Annotated in this window: 16 protein-coding genes; all 16 read left to right on the forward strand. The window is 53.4% G+C overall.

The genetic code is table 11. The features are described from left to right. Window positions 1-5: 5 nt before the first annotated feature. The 16 genes from KQI65_05445 to KQI65_05520 all read left to right on the forward strand — a co-directional run bounded on the left by KQI65_05445 (window position 6) and on the right by KQI65_05520 (window position 19,340). The gene (locus KQI65_05445) at window positions 6-2,678 is read left to right on the forward strand and encodes a response regulator (protein ID MCB2204174.1); all 2,673 of its coding nucleotides are present in this window, start codon (window positions 6-8) and stop codon (window positions 2,676-2,678) included. Further along, the gene (locus KQI65_05450) at window positions 2,675-3,742 is read left to right on the forward strand and encodes a chemotaxis response regulator protein-glutamate methylesterase (protein MCB2204175.1); all 1,068 of its coding nucleotides are present in this window, start codon (window positions 2,675-2,677) and stop codon (window positions 3,740-3,742) included. Before KQI65_05445 ends, KQI65_05450 begins: the two co-directional genes overlap by 4 nt. 33 nt (window positions 3,743-3,775) lie before the next feature. Further along, window positions 3,776-5,068, forward strand: coding sequence for a response regulator (locus KQI65_05455; GenBank protein MCB2204176.1), 1,293 nt, complete (start codon window positions 3,776-3,778; stop codon window positions 5,066-5,068). 92 nt (window positions 5,069-5,160) lie between these two features. After that, on the forward strand, window positions 5,161-5,838 hold the full coding sequence (locus KQI65_05460; GenBank protein ID MCB2204177.1) for a response regulator transcription factor: 678 nt from the start codon (window positions 5,161-5,163) through the stop codon (window positions 5,836-5,838). After that, on the forward strand, window positions 5,835-6,845 hold the full coding sequence (locus tag KQI65_05465) for a HAMP domain-containing histidine kinase (GenBank protein ID MCB2204178.1): 1,011 nt from the start codon (window positions 5,835-5,837) through the stop codon (window positions 6,843-6,845). Before KQI65_05460 ends, KQI65_05465 begins: the two co-directional genes overlap by 4 nt. A 193-nt stretch (window positions 6,846-7,038) precedes the next feature. Beyond that, complete coding sequence (locus KQI65_05470; GenBank protein MCB2204179.1) at window positions 7,039-7,458, forward strand: hypothetical protein; 420 nt, start codon at window positions 7,039-7,041, stop codon at window positions 7,456-7,458. Window positions 7,459-7,643: 185 nt separating this feature from the next. Beyond that, window positions 7,644-8,060, forward strand: a complete 417-nt coding sequence (locus tag KQI65_05475) for a hypothetical protein (GenBank protein ID MCB2204180.1) — start codon at window positions 7,644-7,646, stop codon at window positions 8,058-8,060. A 175-nt stretch (window positions 8,061-8,235) separates the two neighbouring features. Next, complete coding sequence (locus tag KQI65_05480; protein MCB2204181.1) at window positions 8,236-9,681, forward strand: type II secretion system F family protein; 1,446 nt, start codon at window positions 8,236-8,238, stop codon at window positions 9,679-9,681. Next, a complete protein-coding gene (gene tadA / locus KQI65_05485; GenBank protein MCB2204182.1) occupies window positions 9,641-11,440 on the forward strand; it encodes a Flp pilus assembly complex ATPase component TadA in 1,800 nt (599 codons plus the stop codon). Before KQI65_05480 ends, tadA begins: the two co-directional genes overlap by 41 nt. A gap of 183 nt (window positions 11,441-11,623) precedes the next feature. Continuing rightward, window positions 11,624-12,136, forward strand: a complete 513-nt coding sequence (locus KQI65_05490; GenBank protein MCB2204183.1) for a hypothetical protein — start codon at window positions 11,624-11,626, stop codon at window positions 12,134-12,136. Window positions 12,137-12,146: 10 nt separating this feature from the next. Then, window positions 12,147-12,821, forward strand: a complete 675-nt coding sequence (locus KQI65_05495; protein MCB2204184.1) for a hypothetical protein — start codon at window positions 12,147-12,149, stop codon at window positions 12,819-12,821. A 9-nt stretch (window positions 12,822-12,830) separates the two neighbouring features. Continuing rightward, window positions 12,831-13,859 (forward strand): hypothetical protein, encoded by a 1,029-nt coding sequence (locus tag KQI65_05500; GenBank protein ID MCB2204185.1) that lies wholly within the window; start codon window positions 12,831-12,833, stop codon window positions 13,857-13,859. Window positions 13,860-14,148: 289 nt separating this feature from the next. Further along, window positions 14,149-15,360: a PilT/PilU family type 4a pilus ATPase gene (locus tag KQI65_05505; protein MCB2204186.1), complete on the forward strand. Its 1,212-nt coding sequence runs from the start codon at window positions 14,149-14,151 to the stop codon at window positions 15,358-15,360. A gap of 79 nt (window positions 15,361-15,439) precedes the next feature. Further along, window positions 15,440-17,140 carry a hypothetical protein gene (locus KQI65_05510; protein ID MCB2204187.1) on the forward strand — a complete coding sequence of 567 codons (1,701 nt, stop codon included), beginning with the start codon at window positions 15,440-15,442 and terminating at the stop codon, window positions 17,138-17,140. 12 nt (window positions 17,141-17,152) lie between these two features. Beyond that, window positions 17,153-18,061 (forward strand): hypothetical protein, encoded by a 909-nt coding sequence (locus tag KQI65_05515; GenBank protein MCB2204188.1) that lies wholly within the window; start codon window positions 17,153-17,155, stop codon window positions 18,059-18,061. A gap of 10 nt (window positions 18,062-18,071) precedes the next feature. After that, on the forward strand, window positions 18,072-19,340 hold the full coding sequence (locus KQI65_05520) for a type II and III secretion system protein (protein MCB2204189.1): 1,269 nt from the start codon (window positions 18,072-18,074) through the stop codon (window positions 19,338-19,340). Window positions 19,341-19,370 lie beyond the last annotated feature (30 nt).

Genomic DNA, 19,370 nt, shown 5'->3' on the forward strand with positions numbered 1-19,370 from the left:
TTGTGATGAACGAAGCGGAATTCCTGGAAAAACTGCGTGAGGCCTTCTCCGTAGAGTCGGATGAGCATTTCCGGACGATACGAAAAGGACTTGCGGAACTCGAGCAGGATGCTGACGATCCCGTCAGTATCATCGAGCTCATTTTCAGAGAGGCGCACAGCCTGAAAGGTGCCGCGCGGGCCATTAATCGCGGCGACATCGAACTGCTGTGCCAGGCAATGGAAAGTCTGCTCGCGATCTGGAAAAAGGATGCCTCCCTGCGAAGGCCGGAACATTTCAGCATGCTCGAGGATGCAATGGAGCTGCTGGAGGAATTACTGGCGTCAGTGGAGGAATACTCACCGAACAGCGAGCCTCTGGCCTCGCTGACGGAAGCGATGAAGACGGAAAGTGATGCACTGAAGAAAGATCAGGGTGGAATTTCCATTTCGCCCATGCAGGCCTCCGCGTACGGTGGTGCCACGGATGATGGACAGTCTGAAATCATGCCGGCACAGGAATTGACAGAAGAATCTTCCCGGATCGAATCCGACGAGGAGCCGGACAACAGCTCCGTCGCACATGCACCTGCGGCGGGGCAGTCCGGATTACCGGAAAACCCCGCACTGCCGGGAAACCCCGCACTACCGGAAAGCCTGCGACACAACACGGCGAACGGGAACGGCTCGTCGAATGCTCAGCCATTCCTGAACCGGGAGCAGCCGCAACCGGGTAAAAGCAATGGCGCCCTGCAGGCCCCGACATCTGCCACGGCAATGCATGCTGGTAATGGGACTGCGCAAAACGGGAACGGAGGTCAGCATGCGCCTGACACTACCCGGCAGCAGAGCCCTGCGAAGCAGCAGAGCCCTGCGAAGCAGCAGAGCCCTGCGAAGCAGCAGGGGAAAAACGGACGCGAGGTTGTGCGTGAGACGGTACGCGTCTCGCTGACGGAGCTTGAAGCGCTGTACCGCCAGACCGAGGAGCTCAGCTCCATCAAGTACATGATCGGACGCAATGCCTCGGACATGCGTCGGGTCATGGATCAATGCAGGGAATGGATACGCGAATTTCAAAAGTACCGTCAGCAGTCTATTGAAAGACTCGATACTTCTCCGACTGGCGGTACGGTGCAGCCTGCGGAACATGGAGATTACGAAAAGCTGCAGCATTTCCTGAAATGGACCGCACGGCAGATTGAGGGCATCGAAGATTCCATCGGAAAATCCATAGAAGACGGCAGGGGCACCATGTATATCATGGACACACTAGCCGAGGCCATGATGGATCAGGCCAAACATCTGCTTCTTCTGCCATTCGCATTGCTCAGCGATAGCCTTGTCCCCATGGTGAGGAAAATCGCCCGCGATCTCGAAAAAAATGTGCATTTCGATGTCCACGGTGAAGATATTCGTATCGATAAACGCATTCTGGAAATGCTCAAGGATCCGCTGGTGCATATCCTCCGCAACAGCCTGGACCATGGGATAGAGTCTGTCGAATCCCGCGTGCGCGCGGGGAAACAGGCGGATGGACGAATCACGCTGCATATTCGTCTTGCGCAGGACAATAAGGTGGAGATCGTTGTCGAGGACGATGGCGCGGGGATAGATATCGAGAAAATCAGGGCAAAGGCCGTTCAGGAGAAAATCATCACGAAGCGCGAGGCGGAATCGCTCAGCGAGATGGATACGCTGGATTTGATTTTTCATGCCGGACTGTCGACCAGCCCGATTATCACTGACCTTTCCGGCCGGGGCGTAGGACTCAATGTCGTTCGGGAGAATATCGCTACGCTGGGCGGAGAGCTGCGTGTTGAAACGGAAAAGGGGAAGTGGACGAGATTCACAATGTCACTTCCGGTCTCTCTCTCGAATGCCCGTGGTGTGCTCGTGAGGAGTTCAGGGAGGATGTATATCGTTCCGCTGCAGCATGTTGATCGCGGCATGGTCATGCACCGGGAAGACATTTCACGACTCGACGGCAAATCCGTGATCGAATACAATGACCAGACCGTGACGTTGCAGCGGTTGGACGAGGTGCTCCGCATGCCCTCCGCAGTCAAACGCGAAGAGAACACGCAGTGCACACTGCTCATGCTGATGCTGGGCGGTTCCTTCCTTGCGGTCGAGGTCGATGAAGTACTCTGGGAACAGGACGTTGTTGTCAAATCCCTGCCGGCTCCCATATCTCGTGTCCACACGATCGCCGGTGCCTCCCTGCTCAGTACAGGGGAACTCGTCCCCGTGCTTCACATTCCTGACCTCTTTTCCGCCGCCCGAGGTGGGGGACATGCCGAGCGGCATGACCGCACCGAGACGGTGGAAAAGGAAAGCAAAAACGTTCTCGTGGTGGATGATTCCATCACCTCCCGCGTGCTTCTGCATGACATCCTGCTCTCGAGCGGATACAATGTCACAACAGCCGTGGACGGCATCGACGCGTTGACTTCGCTGCGAGAGGACCCCTTTGATATTGTCGTCTCCGATGTCGAGATGCCTCGCATGAATGGCTTTGAGCTCACGGAATCCGTGAGAGCGGACGAAAAGCTGCACGATCTGCCAGTGATACTGGTTACGGGACTCGAAACGAATGAGGACCGGGAGCGGGGCTTCGATGTCGGAGCCAACGCGTACATTATCAAGAGCAGCTTCGATCAGAGCAACCTCCTTGAAGTTATCACGCGGTTGATCGGATGACGCGCGTCTTCGTCATAGCGAAGGATGCCGTGCTTGCCGAACTCGCCTCGCGTGTACTCGGACAGCAATCGGAAATCGAGGTGGTGAAGGTGGTCCTTTTCGGTGAAGAGGTCATGCGTCAGCTGCATCGCGTGAAAGTGGATATCATTGCCGTTGACGGAGAACTGAATCCGGACGAAATGACGGATCTTACACGCCTGATCATGAATACCGACCCGCAGCCCATTGTGATCCTGGCGCGTTCAAACCGCGCTCCGGCGATTCGATCCGCTGTGGATGCAACAGACACAGGAGCACTCGGCGTCCTTGAGATTCCGACGGACAGGGATAACGGCGCTTTCGCTTCGATGTCGGCAGAACTCGCGCGAAATCTGCGTCTCATGTCGGAGATCAAGGTGATACGCAGGTGGGACAGCAGCCGCTTCGAGGCGCTTCAACGCATTTTCCATCCGGAGGCGGAGGAGGATTCTCCGCAGTACAACATCAAGCTCGTCGCCATAGGCGCATCTGCAGGGGGCACCAAGGCCCTTCAGAGCATTTTCCAGCAGCTGCCTGAGGATTTTCCCGTTCCTGTACTCGTCGTACAGCATCTTGCCAGGGGATATGTGGGCGGACTCGCGCGTTGGCTTGCCGATCAATGTCCGATGAAATTCGTAATCGCTGAAGAAGGAATGTCGCTGCGGGCCGGAACGGTGTACCTGGCGTCTGACGACAAACACTTGACTGTGGGGCCAGATCATCGTATTCTGTTGTCCGATGAGGAATCCGTCAACGGATTCAAGCCCTCCATCGCTCGGCTCTTTTCCAGCGTACATGATACGTTCGGCGCAGATTGCGCCGCGGTACTGCTGTCTGGGATGGGGAATGACGGGGCGGCTGAAATGCGACGGTTACTTGATGTCGGTGCATGCACTATTGCTCAAGACAAGGAAACATCGCTCATTCATGGCATACCCGGTGAGGCGATCAAACTTTCAGCAGCCCGATTTATCCTGCCTCTGCAGGAAATTCCAACCGCGCTGCATGCCCTGGCGCTGCGAGGACAGGTATCGAAGCCGGTCTGAGCATGTATTTCGCAGTTGAAGGATCATACATAGATGACAAGCGGAATTGAAATACTCGTTGTAGAAGACAGTCCCACTCAGGCACTGAAACTGAAATATGTCCTTGAAAAACAGGACTATTCCGTTCGTCTGGCTGTCAACGGGCGCGAAGGACTCGAAGCTATTCATCAGCAGCGTCCTACGCTCGTCATTTCTGACGTCCTCATGCCCGAGATGGATGGCTATGAGTTCTGCAGCGCCATCAAAAATGACGATGATCTGAAGGAAATCCCTGTCATCCTGCTCACGACGCTGTCGGACCCGCAGGATATTATACGTGGACTGGAAAGCGGCGCTGATAACTTCCTCAACAAGCCGTACAGTGAAGAAGCACTGCTTTCGCGCATCAAGTACATCCTCATCAATATGGATGTGCGTACACGCATGCGTACGGGCATGGGAATCGAGATCTATTTTGCGAACAAGAAGCATTACCTGACTTCGGAGCGCATTCAGATCATCGACCTTCTGCTGTCCACCTACGAGAACGCGGTTGAGAAAAACCGTGAACTCGAGACCACGAACAAGAAACTTCGGGCCGTACAGGAAGAGGTGGAGAAAAACAACGACCAGCTCAAACAGCTCAATGAGCAGAAAAACATGCTGCTGGGTATGGCAGCCCATGATCTGCGCAATCCACTCTACCTGATCGAGGGCTACAGCGATTTTCTTCTCAAGGATGAGAAAGATGAGCTCAGTGCCGAGCAACGCACCATTCTTGGGGCTATCCAGTCAAGCAGCACCTACATGGTGCAGATGATCAACGATTTACTTGACGTACACAAGATCGAAACCGGGAAGATGGAAATGAACGTGGAGGAGGCGGATTTCCGTGAACTCGTGGAAGCCTCCATCAAACGGCAGGAATTCGCTGCGGGAAAGAAGGGTGTGGATATTTCCTTCCGCCCACCAGAATCCGCTCCGAAAGTGCTGGTCGATCGAGGAAGAATAGAGCAGGTGATGTCCAATCTGCTCGACAATGCCATCAAATTCTCGTTCAAAGGCGCCGTTATAGAGGTGTATTTCCAGTATGACGAAAATGAGCTCATCTTCTCCGTACGGGATCATGGTCCCGGCATCCCCGACAAGGAGCAGAGCCGCCTGTTCAAGCCGTTCAGTACGACAAGCGTGAAACCCACAGGGAGCGAACGAAGTACCGGACTCGGACTGGCCATCGCAAGGGATATCATTGAAAAGCATCAGGGACGCATCTGGGTGGAGAGTGAAATCGGGAATGGATCCACCTTCTCATTCACACTGCCTGTCACCCTTGCCGTAACTTCCTGACCGCACCGTCTCCGGTCCCCGTGAACGTATTTGCAAGTTGTCTTTCGTTGCAGTAAACTATCCGCGGTTTATCCAACAATTTTTCGGCGGTTATGCGACTACTTATTGTCGAAGACGAAATCAAGGTTTCCCAGTTCCTGCAGAAGGGATTCGAGGAAGAACTGTTCTCCGTGGATACCGCGGAGGATGGGGACAAGGGGCTTTTCATGGCCCTCACCGAGAGCTACGACGTCATCATTCTCGACCTCATGCTTCCGAAAAAAACCGGCGTTGAGGTCCTCCGCGAGCTGCGCAAGGAGAAAACGACCCCGGTGCTCGTGCTGACGGCGAAGGGACAGCTCGAAAGCAAGGTGGAAGTTCTCAATATCGGTGCAGATGACTATCTGACGAAACCGTTTGCCCTCGCGGAGTGTATCGCACGCGTGCGGTCACTGCTGCGGCGTGCGCAGATGGACAAACCGACGAACGTACTTACCGCAGACACGCTTGAACTCGATCAGATTCAGCACGTCGTCAAGCGCGATGGGAAGGTCATTGATCTCACCGTCAAGGAATTCAAGCTTCTTGAATACCTGCTGCGCAACAAAAACACCGTCCTTACCCGTTCGGCAATCATCGAGCACATCTGGGAAATTACATTCGACACAGGTACGAATGTGCTCGATGTCTATATGACACGACTGCGGAAAAAAGTTGATGACGAGTATGAAGTGCGGCTCATACACACCATCCGTGGTGTGGGATACATTCTCAAGGACGAAGAGGAATGATGCCGGGTCCCCGGCAAAAAGCGGTACTTCTTTACGGCTCGACAATCTTCGGGGCGTTCGTCTTTATTTTTCTGATTGTCGTCACCGTCTTTACCCAGCAATTTCCATCCTTTAATCTCACGGGCCTCGGGATTCTCTTTATTCCTGCAGGACTGTTCTTCGCATTTACCATCGGCTGGATAATCAGCCAGGAACTGCATCCGAAATCCAATAAAGGCGACGGCGGTCTGAAGCCACCCTTGCCCGTTGATGGCGATGCGGATTTTCAGACCAAAATTCACAGCGTGCACAGCACCATTGAGAACATGCAGGCGGCGTACGAGCAGATTCAGAATTTCTCGGCCAATGCCTCTCATGAATTGCGCACACCGCTGACGATCATGCGTGGGGAAGTGGAACTCGCCCTGCGCAAGACCAAGACCAAGGAAGAATACCAGGAACTCCTCGGCAGTCTTCTCGAAGAGATCATGCGCCTTTCGCGTATCCTGGATGATCTTCTGCTTATCGCAAAGACGGAAATCGGGGAACGGCCCATTGAATTGCAGCCCGTCGATCTCGGGGAGCTGGTTGAAGAGATTGCGGATGAAGCAGAGATGTTTGCTGAACAGGCAGGCATCACGTTTACGCTCGAATCCAGTTTCGAAGTCTTTATCGAGGCCGAACCGCTGCGTATCCGCCGCGTGCTCCTGAACCTGATTGATAATGCCGTCAAGTACAATCGAAAAAACGGAACGGTCACACTCAGCATGCGTCCCCGTGGCGACATGGTCGCGGTGTGCGTTTCCGATACAGGAATAGGCATTCCGGAAGAAGCCATTCCCAGACTGTTCGAACGCTTCTATCGTGTCAATGACGGCTCAGCCTCCGACGCCAAGGGGACAGGGCTCGGGCTTTACCTGGTCAAGTGGATCGTCAAGAATCACGGGGGTTCGATCACCGTCGATTCGCAGCCAGGCAAGGGAAGCACCTTCTGCATCACCCTCCCAATCAGGAATAGCGGGGTATAAAACATTAATACCGTTATATCGGTATTAATGACTCCGGCCCTCCCGTTTTCATCCTTTCACTCTTGTAATGATGGATTAAGCCGTTTGTAAGAATGGCACGCTAGATTGCGTATCAGAAATTCGAGAGAAAAAACCAGAACGGTTTAGCAGTTTAATTCTCTTTCACTCTCTTCACTTTCTTACAGGAGTTTTTATGGGTACGCAACAGCTTCTTCTCATCGTCCTTGGTGTCATCATCGTCGGTATCGCAGTGGTCGTCGGTATCAACATCTTCGGTACGAACGCCGAGCAGGCCAACAAAGATGCGATCACGCAGGACTGTCTGCGCCTCGCAGCTGCCGCCCAGGGTTTCTATCGCAAGCCGACCATGCTCGGTGGTGGTAACAATAGCTTCGTCGGTATTGAAATCGAAGATTGCGGTATGTCCAACAATGGCGACATCATGACTGGCGAAAATGTCAATGGTACGTACGTTCTGAGTGGTGCAACGGCAACGGGTCTTGTTGTTACGGGAACATCTCAAACGGACAATACTCAAACGGTCACGTTGACGCTTGACATGACCGGTACCACTGACGACGAGCGTGTCAGCATCGCATACGCAGGCTGGTAAGAGTCGCGATTCTGAAACGCAGAACAACAGTTTTTGTTCAACCGTCCCGCGCCTAGCGGGACGGTTTTTTTTCATGCAAATGTAATGCGGTATTCATATCGCTGAAAGGTTGTATGAGTATTTTGCGTATCGGTGATAAGAGTAAGTAGGGTACGGGTCTCAACCACATTCTGGAGGACCGTATCATGGGGACGCAGCAGTTATTACTTGTTGTACTGGGAGTCATCGTCGTCGGTATCGCCGTTTCCATCGCAATCTTCATTTTTGGCAGCAATGCGGAGCAGGCAAACAAGGATGCGCTCACGCAGGACTGCCTGCATCTTGCCTCCGTTGCGCAGGGTTACTACAAGAAGCCCCGGATGCTTGGTGGGGGAAACAATTCATTTACAGGACTGCAGATATCTGATTGCGGCATGGAGGATTTCGGCACCGGGAGCGGTCAGAATCTGAACGGCACCTTCACCATCCAGAAAGCGGACGGAATGAGCCTCACCATCCAGGCTGTTTCCATTTCCAACAACACACAGACGGTAACGCTGACGCTGGATATGACGGTCATGGAAGGTGAGGAGCGCATAGAAATACTGTATGCCGGCTGGTAGGGTATCCAGCATGTGTGTCTGCACCGAGGGGCGGGGAAGTGATTCTTTCTCCTTTGTAATCCGCAATTAAGCTTCTGTTAAGTCTGCCGAAGTATCTTTCCTCCTAGCCATAAGGAGTTCTCCGCTCTCGCTGGAGCAGTTATGGCAGGAAGTAGGAATAGAAAGGAAAGATATCATGGCGGATTTTCGATTTCAGGGTGTGGTACCATCGGGGAAGATGATACAGGGCACCATCTCGGCCAGTAACGCTGCCGAAGCCAAGAAGAAAATTCAGGACCTCTCGAAAGGTCGCTCGTTCAAGCTCGACAAGCTCGAGAAGCGGGTGGCCTTTGTGTACAAGGCCACAAAAGGTGAGAAAACTGTCGAAGGCGAGCAGAAAGCCTACTCGAAGAGCGAAGTTGAAAATGCGCTCACGCAAATGGGCTACAAAATCGTCTTCGTGCGGAAAAAAATGAACCTGAGCGTCGGGAAGCCACCGGTGGCCGACGTCATCACCTTTGTACGACTGAGCGCCGATCTCCTGCGTGAAAAGCTCCCATTCAATGAAGTACTGAATCTGCTCGCCAACGACATCGACAACAAGGTGCTGCGAGAGACGCTGAAGGATATCAACACTGATCTTCGCAAGGGTGCTGAAAGTGAACGCGTCTTCATGAAGTACGAGGGCATTCTCGGGAAATTCACCGCAAAGATGCTCGGACTCGCATCCAAGAGCGGTGCCATGGCCGAGATGTATGATTCGACGGCCAAATTCCTTGAACGTCGGCTCGAATTCAAGAAGAGCATGAAGAGTGCCATGCTCATGCCGATGATTACACTTGTGCTTCTGATTCTTGCCACGATCTTCTACGTCGCCTACATCTTTCCTGAAACCGCACGCATGTTCCTGAAATATGGCATTGAACTGCCGCCGATGACGGAAGCAACACTCGAATTTTCCGACTGGCTTGTAGCGAATATCATCTGGTTCGTTATTGCCTTTATTGGAATGGGCGTCGGTGTGTTCATGATGTTCACCAACGAGAAAAGCAGAAGGTGGGTCGACAAAACCTCTTTCCGCGTTCCAGTAATGGGGGGACTCATTCACAAAACCGCAATCGAGGTTTTTTGCCGCGTGTTTTATTCGCTGTACAGCGGGTCAGGTGAAAATATTGATGTTATAAAAACAGCGGCAGAAGCGACCGGGAATTCGTATTTCGAATACCAGATCAAGACCATAACAATCCCCATGATGCTCAAGCACGGTAAAGGTCTGCATGAGTCCTTTGAGGCATGCGAGGTATTTACCAAAACAGCGCTTTCGCGATTTCATGCGGGTGCGGAAACCGGCATGGTGCGCGAAACCGCTCTTCAGCTCGCCAACTACTACGAACGTGAGACGACGTACAAACTGAAGTCCGTCGTGGATTTCATGCAGCTGTGGGTTGCCATGATTATCATGATCGTCATGACGGCCATCACTATCGTCTCTTCCGAAACCGCAGTTATCAAGCCGAAAAGTGCGCCGGGCATGGGGGATCTTCTTCCCGCCATGCTCCTGGCCACCGGTTCGGTCAGAAATTTCCTAAGAAAGGCTATGTATGGATGCCGCAGCTTCTTTACTCGAAAGAAAGATCGATAAGGTCGGCGTAGCCCTTCTTCACAAGGGTATTGTTGACCGCGAAACCGTCTCCAAGGCACTGACAACCAAGGAGAAGGAAGCAGGGCGCCGTCACCGGAGCCTGGCTGAAATCCTTGTAGACGATTACAAGCTCGACCACCACACGGTGTTTTCCGAGGTGGCGCGTATTTATGCGTTCAAGACGCTGAAGATCGACGAGGCGATGACAGAGCGCCGCATCAATCTGATCAAACAGATGATCGAGCAGCTCACACAGGAACAGAAGGGTATCCTCTTCAAGTCGCGCACACTGCCGCTGCAGTTCGATAGCAGGACGCCGGACAAACTGGTTCTGATTTCGTCGATTCCGATCCACCGCGACATCCCGCGCATCGCCAACTTTTTCCGCGCGCTCAAGTACGAGGTGTATTATGCGGAGCAGAAGCAACTGCAGCCGCATATCGACAATATTCTCCGCGGAGACAATGTTTTTCTCGAATCCATCAAGGAGATGGAGGCTGAGCTTCAGGAATCCGACATGGAGTCGACCAACGACATTGATGAAGCTGAGCTCGATCAGGAAATCAACAAGTCGATGCTGGTCAACCTCTTCGAGGGCTGTCTGGTTGAGGCGGTGCGCATGGGCGTCAGCGATATCCACATCTTTCCGACAACGAGAACAGTGACGGAGTTTCATTTCCGCGTCGATGGTAAACTTGCGGTGTGGAACAAGGTTGAAGGGACGCGTCCCGAAGCCGTACTGGCTGTTGTCAAGGATCGAAGCATGAACATTGATCGCTTCGAGCGTGATGCCGCGCAGGATGGTTTCATTCAGCGTACCATCGACAATACGGTTATTCGATTTCGTGTCTCCGTCCTGCCGATTGCCGGCTCGGAGTACCAGCAGAAATTTGAAAGTATAGTCATTCGCGTCCTTGACAGCCGCAAGGTGATCAAGGATATCGCGAAAATCGGTTTCCAGAAGAAAGCGTACGAATGGTTTCAGGATTCCATTTCCAAACCCCAGGGCATGGTGATTCTTACCGGTCCCACCGGAAGCGGTAAAAGTACAACCCTGGTGGCAGCGCTGTATTCGGTGATCACACCGCAGGTAAATGTCCTTACTGTCGAGGACCCTGTTGAATACGTGATTGACGGTGCCAGGCAGATCAAAATCAGCCACAAAGTTGATTTCGAGCAAGCCATCCGCGCAATCCTCCGTCACGACCCTGACATCGTCATGGTCGGTGAGATGCGCGATAAACTGACAGCCGACATCGCCATCAAGCTGGCGAACACCGGTCACCTCACGTTTTCCACGCTGCATACGAACGATGCTCCCAGTGCCGTCACGCGTCTGTTCAAGATGGGCATCGAGCCGTTTCTGATCGCATACGCCATTAATCTCGTCGTCGCCCAGCGCCTGATGCGCCGTCTGTGCAACAAGTGCAAGCGTCCTGCCACCGAGCTCAATCATGCAGAACTGCAGAATGTCGGCTTCACCGAGGAGGAAATCGAGACCGTGACGTTCTATGAACCGGTCGGCTGCAGTGCCTGCGTGAAAGGCTACAAAGGCCGCGCCGCCATTCATGAAGCACTGTATTTCTCCAAAGCGATCCGGAAGACGATTTTCGAATCCGGTGAAGAAATCGACGAGGATGCTGTTCGCAGAATCGCGATCAGCGAAGGAATGCTGACGCTGCGTGCCTCTGCGCGCGAGCGCGTCAAGGAAGGCGTGACCAGCGTCGCGGAAGTGATCTCCGCAACGATGTCGGATTAATTACGCGTCGTTTCGCGTCCGCAGAACATTACAAATCTGTAATAGTATTGTAATGCGGAGTTCAGGCAGCGCCCGGATGCAGCGGGTATTTTGAAGACGGTACTCTGCAGAATTCTGCATTGAGCCGCATTGACGTGTCAATCATGTTTTCACCAATCCAATGCCCCAGCAAAGAGGAACAGAATGAATACCGGACAGATGGCCCTGACAATCGGAGCGTTCATGCTCCTGGGGATGGTGATGCTCAACTTCCGCGGGTTGAATTTTCAGAACGAGGATGTGCTGAATACCAACACGTATTCCCAGCAGTCCGTGGCTATCGGACGCACCATGATCGAAGAGATACAGAAATACCCGTTCGACGCAGCATGCAACAGCAAGAAAATTATCCGCCTGGAGGATCTGACTTCCTGCGGTCCCGGAGGCGGTGATATCTATCCAAACATGAATGATCTCGATGACTTCCACGGGTCGGTGTTCCGCAGTCCCAATCCCGGGGAGACCCCGACCTCGGCAATCCCGAAATGCCTCTGGGGCACGGAAGGCTTTACGGTTCGCTGTGATGTCCGGTACGTGCAGGAGTGGAATCCCGCCCAGACGAGTTATTCGCGGACCTGGTTCAAACTCGTGACCCTTGTGATATCAAATGCATTCTCCGAAGACACCGTAACCATGTCCTATCTCGCAACCTACTAGTGAGCGCATCATGAGCACCCATCTCGATATTATCGGATCCGTGATCATCGCCGGGATGATAATCCTGAATTTTACCGTTTTCATGGGTGAAAGGCAGGAGTCCCAGATTGAATCGACCAACAAAATCACCGCGCAGACGGAGATGACGGACATTACCGAGACGCTTCGTCACGATCTTCGCAAGGTCGGCTACGGTTGCGACTCCGCGGCCATTCTGCGCGCAGAACCTACTCTGCTCGTGTTCCGCGCCGACCTCGACAATAACGGAAGTATCGACACCGTCGCCTATGCGTTCGTGGAGGACAAGGCATCCACGACAAGTACTTCGACTTCCACCACCACAACAACGACGACCACGAGTGTGACGACATCAGAGGAAAGCGGCACGACGTACTACGTCAATGATGAAGGGAATATCATTGAGGAGACCAAGGTGCTCACACCGCCCAAGTATCTGCTTTACCGTGTCGTCAACAGCCGGAAGGTGCCCGGGTATGATGTCGGACTGCAGGGAATGACGTTCAAGTACTACGAAAGCAATAAGTACGGTCAGCTGACGGAAACCACTTCTCTCGCAGCAATCAATGCTATAGCTGTCACGCTGCGTCTGCGCAGCAAGATGCAGGAGGATGGGAAGTATCAGTACACCGTAAACGAATTTACCGTCACTCCCAAGAATCTCTAAGGAGGAGCCATGGGACAGCAATCGCTTATCATTGTCGCGCTCTCATCTCTGCTGCTGTCGATATCCGTTCTTGGTATCATGGGAGGGTGGAATTTCTCAAATGAAACGACCGCCGAACTTTTCGAAAGGGAACAGGCTCTGAATGTCAGCCGCAGTGGCGTCAACATGGCCGTTTCCAAACTGCGGAAGCAGAAGAGCTGGCGCGCCGGTTTCGCCAATTTCCCCGTAGCTGGGGGAGAGGTCTCCGTGCGCGTCGTTGATCTGGGTCCCGATACGGTCCGCATCATGGCAGCCGGTACGGTGAACGGATTCACCCATCGCGCGGATGTCGAAGCAAAACTCAGTTCCATTTTCCCCAACGTGGAAAGCGCCCTGACGATCTTCGGAGACTCTGTTGAGTTTTCAAACAACGGCACGGCATGGGATATCGATGGACGGGATTATCTCGAGGATGGAGTGACACTCGGACCCAGTCCCCCGGTGAGTGGTATTGGCGTCCAGTCCAGCGAAACGGTCGAGGATTTGAAGGCCATGATAGATCCCAACGTGCATCCCAATATCACGGGTGCAGGTGGTTCTCCATCACTTGGTACAATAGGCACATCAAACCTTGCGACGCTGCATGACTTTTATCGCGATCGCGCCACCGTTAAGCTGCCGGCAGGGAAGTATGCGGATAATTCCGTGTTCGGAACACCGAAAGCTCCGGAGATAGTGTACGTACCTGGCGATCTGGAATGGACGGGAGTCATCAGCGGTGCAGGCATTCTGGTCGTGGACGGCCAGCTGATCATGAAGGGAAAAGTCAGCTGGAAGGGCATCATTCTCAGCATGTCGGGAGACGTCAAGATCGAGCTTGGAGGTACGGGCACACCGTCCATTTTAGGCACCGTCTGGGTGGGCAATACCTCACCATCAGATGTGACGCACGTGCATGTCGACGGAAACCCCTCGCTCAAATACAGCTATACGACACTGATGACCATCCTCGGCAACCTCGGACTTCTTGACGTCGAAATCTATAAATATTACGAGTAGAAGACGATTTTCGTATGAAATATCACCAAAAGAATTTTTTCTGTTTTTTACGGACCGCTCTTCCCCTGGTTGAATTAAATGATTATATTTCAATGAATCCTGATAAAAACATCAAGCACAGGTTGAGAAAAGAGCGCCAAATCGCAACAAGTGAATCTGTGAACAATCGAAAGCTACCTACATGAGTCAGGATCCCGTCACAGCCGCCACTCCCGCTACCCACCGGAAAGAGGCTCCATCCAAGGCCTCGAAAGCTCCCGTCATTCCCGAAAAGATTGTTTCGAACGCGATGAAGGTGCTGGACTTTGTAGTCCGGGACATGCCGCCACATTATTTCGGGACGGAAAAGCAGGAATTCATAGCCAAAAAGCTTGAGACCATCGACGAGAAGGCGATTCAGGTGCTGCGAATGTTTTATGAGCGCATTCTGCATCATATGCGCGAACTGGATGCTTCGGATATCGACCTGGGCAGTTTCGGTACACGTGGTGAAATATGGCTGCGCGTGCACGGCAACAAACTTCCACAGAAGGATCTCCCGGTACTGCCATCCCCGATGGCCGATGTACTCGTGCAGTCACTGGTCATGCCGCGTCAACGGCAGAAGCTGATCGAAAAGCGCAGTCTCGACTTTTCCTATCACGTCGAGGAAGACGGTGAGCGTTTCCGCTACCGTGGTACGGCCTATTTCGATCTCGATGCGGTGGGAATGAACATGCGTGCCATCACGGCGAACATTCGTCCCTACAGCAGCTATAATTTTCATCCGAACATCACCAATATCGTCAACCTGAAAAACACGAAAGAGGGACTGATACTGGTGACGGGTATTACAGGTTCGGGAAAGAGTACGACGCTCGATGCCATTATCGATGCGAACAACAATTCGGTAGATGCGCACATTATCATCATTGGTGCACCGATCGAATATGTGCATTCGCCCAATCGTTCCGTGATTCGTCACAGGGAAGTGGGCAGGGATGTGCTTTCGTTCAAGGACGGGACGGTGCAGGCGTTGCGTCAGGACCCGGATATTGTTATCATCGGTGAGATGCGTGATCCCGAGACGATCATGGCCGCGTTGGAAATCACAGATTCCGGTCACAAGGTGTTTTCCACGCTGCATACGTCGTCTGCGGTCGAGAGTCTGGACCGTATCATCGGCGAAGTTCCGCCGGTGGAACAGGATCGCGTGCGCAACCGCCTGGCTGATGTGCTGAAACTCGTTGTCTCCCAGAAACTCGTTCCTACCGTGGACAAAAAGCGTACGCTTGCGAAAGAAGTGCTGCTTGTCACGCCATCGGTGCGTGCCGCGATCAAGAACGGGAACATAGGCGAAATCTACCAGATGATCACCGAAGGCAGCGCCATCGGCATGATTACCATGGAGCAGGATCTGTATCGTCTCTACAGAAACAACATTATCAGCATAGACGAAGCCCTCAACTACGCAAACAACAAAAAGCGGCTCAGGCAGTTGATCAACAAGCAGGTCAATTGATGTTCCTCTTCCGCACATGCCTATGAGCACACCGGTACGACCACAGCAAATCTGTATAGGACTGTCCATCGAGGGCGCGATGCTTCGCCTTGCCGTTCTCGGAAAGACAGGACTCAAACTCAATGTGATGGATCTCGCATCCATGCCGCTTCCCATGAAGCAGTTCTCCGCGTCGATGGATGACGAGGGAGAGCAGGGTGGAGGCGGTTCAAAGGATAATCCTTTCGACGACGTCGGAAGTGCGGAATCCGCTGATGCATCGCCGGAAGACAATATCGACTTCAGTTCGATTCGGGAATTCATCGCGACGCATTTCGTGCCTCGTGCCACGTTTTCCCTTGGCTTCGAGGTGCCGAACGTCCGTACCCTGCTGCTGCCGGTGGACAAAAAAGACACACCTTCGAAAATCCGCAGCAAGGTGATCGAAGAGGTTCAGAAGTCCCTCAACGTCGAGCTCAGCAAGCGCGCGCTCGATTACACCAGGGCGGGGGATAAGCAGGTACTGGCCATCGCAAGGGCGGAAGATCATCCGGTGGTCGAGATCTGCAGTTCACCGCAGGGAAGTGAACGGCGTCCGACACGCATCGACAATGTGACGAGCAACGAAATCGCGCTCATCAACATGGTGCGCGTGCATTTCCGTGCGGAAGCCGATCAGCTCGTCCATGTCATTCACGTCGACGATGACGTGACACATTTCTTCGTCCTTCGCGGACATGATATCGAGTATATCGGTCCGGCCATTCAGCAGGGTGCACACGATGCGCACCTGGTATCCACGCTGTACAACCGCATCGAACTCACGGCGGAAAATGCCGGCTACCTGAATCCTGACAAGGTGGTGCTCAGCGGCAAGGCCGAGGAGATCGGACTGAAAGAGGAAATCCTCGAGAATAACCCGGAAGTCGTGTTCCATTCGCTCAAGCAGCTGCGGGTAGGACATTCCGACGACAATGATATTCTCAGGGATATGAACAATTACCTTATCCCGATATCCCTCGCATGGCAGCAGCTGCAGCCGAAAAACACGCATTTCTACCGCCTCGATGTCCTTCCTGAAAAAATCCGCGATAGCCAGAAACGCTTCAAGCTCGCATGGCATGGAGTACTGCTGTTTGTCCTGCTCTTTGTCGCCGTGACGATACTTACCGTTATCGGACTCCGGAGACAGGCTGAAATAAGTCAGCTTGACTCGGCACTGGAATTCGACCGCCAGCAGATGCAGGAACAGAAAATCATCGTCGAGCAGATCGGTGAACTCGAGCAGCGATCCACCTCCATACGCAATGCCACGACAACGCTCGATACACTGCTGATGAATGCGGAGTTGTGGTCCGAGACGCTTGACACCCTCGCCGTCGGTGCAGCTGCGCTGCAGGATATCTGGGTCAGTGAAATGAAATATGACAAGGACGGAGCTCTCATCGTCACGGGTTACACGGTGCGGCGGGCAAGCATCCCCGATTTTACGAAAAAGATCGGCAAGACGAAGCTCCAGGAAATCACCGTGCAGGAGATTGGCGATCACAAAGTGTATCGCTATGAGATAACGCTCAAGCCTGACAGCCTGTACCCGTACAGCAATTCACGCGCCGCACGCTGGCACGATTCCGTGCGTACCGCGCTCGGCGATGTCGTCACGGCACAGCCTGCGGGAGAGGCCGCACCGAGTCCTGGCGTACAGCGCAGCGCCCCGGCCGGAGAGCAGCCCCCGGAAGGAACGCCGCCCATTCCCTCAGAGGATGAGATGAACGCCGCAACCCCACCGGAAGAACAGTAAAGAGATCGAAGCATGCCATATGCCGTCCGCAATAGTATCATCCTGGCTGTGCTCCTCATTCTCGTCGGAGGTGCCGGTGCCGGGTATATTTATTTCTATCAGGATTCGACAATCGAGGAACTGCAGGCACAACGCAAGCAGATCCAGGATCAGCTCGGAGATGCAGACGATCTGTTCGATCGCCTGGTCTCCGTGCAGGAAAAGGTCGAAGTGCTGAACGCCTCCTGGCGTCAGCGTCCGAAAACCCTGCCGCTGCTCGAAGAAGCCAGCAATACGAACATCTATCTCAACGACATTCTCAATCTCAGTCCGGAACTCGACCTCAACGTGTTTACGGAAGAAGAGGTCGACCAGAATGCCTGCGGCTATGTCCGCTACCATCTGGCGGGACAGGGCCCCTTCGAAAGTTTTGCCCTGCTGGTTGAATACCTGGAGTTCGGACCGCGCCTGATAAAACTCAGCAATATTGACGTTCGTGAGGTGCATGCCGTCGACGAGGAGAACGGCAGCATCCGTCACACGGTACAGTTCGATATTGACATGCTTGCCTACTTCTCGACGCAGGAGCCGTTCGCGGATACGCTCGAGGCACGCAATGTGGCGATGACATACATTCCGCCCATCCAGCACAATCCCTTCCGCTCACTCGTCGTTCCGGACATCCCGCCCAATACCTTCGATCTGCCGAATGTGGAAAACTCCACCTTGCTGGCCATCATGAAGGGACGCGCCTTCATCAGCGACCAGAACAATCAGCTGATTATGCTGAGCGAAGGGGATGAAGTCTATCTCGGGTATGTGTCGAAAATCATGCCCGAGCGCCGCCAGGTACTGTTCCTGCTCAACAAGGGCGGCATCATCGAGCGCTACATGCTGACGCTGCGCCTCGACAATCAGTCCTTTGGAAAGAAACGGAAATAAGGTCACTCCCATGAAACATCGATACCAACTTATCCTTCTCAGCTGTGTGCTCCTGTTGTGCGGACTCTCCGCGCAGGCGCAGGACAGACTGCCGGTACGTGATTACACGGCTCCCGAGGAATTGATTTCCATGGATGCGAACACCACGTTTCAGCAGGCAATCGAAATCTTCAACAACGCCAGTAAGCGATTTCGCGGCAAACCGATCATTTATGACGGTGATTCGCGCGACAAAATCGGTGTGAATATCACGCATCAGCACTGGCAGGACGCCATGGATCTCGTGCTGCGCATCACCGATCACTGGTATCAGGATACCGAAGACTTCACACGCGTCTTTTCATTGAAAGACAAGAAGTACATGAAAGACACCAGCAGCGTCAAGGCAGAAGAAGCCATTCAGACGCGTGAGGTGCAGATCTCCGCCGTGTTTTTCGAGGCGAACCGCTCCGAACTCGAACGGCTCGGACTCGACTGGTTCCTCACCAATACCACGGCTTCTGTCGGAATTTCCCAGACCACATCTACGACGGGGACCACGCTGTTTGGCCAGGAAGACAACAACTCCTCCGGCGAAACGGAAGTCGAACTCGGAACCATCACCACACTTGCTTACGGAAATGGAACGCTCGAAGTTCTTGCAGCAATGAAGGCGCTCCAGTCGGAGAACCTCGGTGAGCTCATCTCGAGTCCCAACATCACCGTGCGCAGCGGCGAAACAGGCCGCATCCAGGTGGGACAGGATTTCTCCATCAAACAGAAAGACTTCGCCGGAAATACCACCGATAAGTTCTTCAGTACCGGTACCATTATCGAGGTGGAACCCACGGTGCTGGAAAAAGACTCTCTGCAGTTTGTCAACCTGGCAATCACCGCGGAGAGGAGTACCTTCGTACCCGATCCTGTGACATCGATCATCAACAAGACCACGGCGAACACCTCGGTTATTCTCATGGACGGTGAGGAAACCGTCGTGGGCGGACTCGTTACCAATGACTACAAGGTCCTTCGCCGCGGCGTGCCCTTCCTGAAAGATCTCCCATGGTGGGTGTTTGGTCTTCGATATATTTTCGGTTACGAGGAAACCCAGGTCGACAAACGTGAACTGACCATCATTCTTCGCGCCGATATCGTGCCTTCCGTCGAAAAACGCATGGCACTGAAAATGGAAGAGATTTCAGAAGGACAGAATGCGCTCCGTCGTGAAAGTGTTCGGATGGAGCGGGTGCGCCAGAGCCTCCTTCGCCAGATCGAGGAAGCCAAAGCCACGAGAGACTGAGAGATCGTATGAAAGTGGAACACGAACCGC

Source organism: bacterium (assembly GCA_020444325.1).
In the GTDB taxonomy this organism is placed as follows: Bacteria; Bacteroidota; Ignavibacteria; order SZUA-365; family SZUA-365; genus BM516.